Below are 803 nucleotides of genomic sequence, written 5' to 3'. Positions count from 1 at the left end.
GCCCTGATCAAAACAAGGTGGCCCGATGGCTTCGTTTGCCCTGAATGTTCGAGTAGAGAATACAGTTTCATAACATCAAGAAATTCCTACCAGTGTAGCCACTGTCATCATCAAACCAGCGTCACATCGGGAACGATTTTTCATTCAACCAACCTGCCCTTGGCAAAATGGTTCTGGGCGATATACCTGGCTGCTGCCGATAAAGGCGGAATTTCGGCTCTCCGTCTGAGTAAGCATATTGATGTCTCATGGATAACCGCCCACCGTATGTTGAGAAAAATCCGTATGGTTATGGCCCATCGTGACAGCATCTATCGTCTTCAAAATTTGATCGAATGTGATGACGCACTTGTTGGTGGAAAAAAGGCCGGTAAACGTGGTCGAGGCGCTGCTGGAAAGAAACCTATCCTTGTTGCGGTGGAAAGACGGGAACAACATGCTGGCTTTCTGGCCGCTGAGGCAGTTGATGAGATAACCAAACTCAGCGTTCGGGATTTTCTCAATCGCCATATAAAACCGGGACAGGAAATTCGAACCGATGCCTTTCCAGCTTTGAATGCCATCGCCGAAAGTCATACTCATGACAAAAGAGTGACTCCACCGGAGGAAGCGGCTCACTGGTTGCCACTGGTACATATTGTGATCGGTAATTTGAAAACTTTCCTGAATGGAACTTTTCATGGAGTCAGCGGTCAATATCTTCAAGAGTACGTTAGCGAATTCTGTTATCGATTTAATCGTCGTTTTTGGGAACATGAGCTTCCAATGCGTTTACTGAACGCATGCCTTGCCCATGCTCCGGG

General features: G+C 47.2%; 1 protein-coding gene. It reads left to right on the top strand.

Features of this window, described 5'->3' with window-relative positions; all coding sequences use genetic code 11:
• On the top strand, positions 1-803 hold an 803-nt coding region (locus tag JWJ90_RS22790; RefSeq protein ID WP_205229507.1), incomplete at both ends, for an IS1595 family transposase.

It is taken from the genome of Desulfobulbus rhabdoformis (assembly GCF_016919065.1).
Classification (GTDB): Bacteria; Desulfobacterota; Desulfobulbia; order Desulfobulbales; family Desulfobulbaceae; genus Desulfobulbus; species Desulfobulbus rhabdoformis.
The sequence above is the reverse complement of the archived record's forward strand: the minus strand, read 5'-3'. Positions and strand labels throughout refer to the sequence as shown.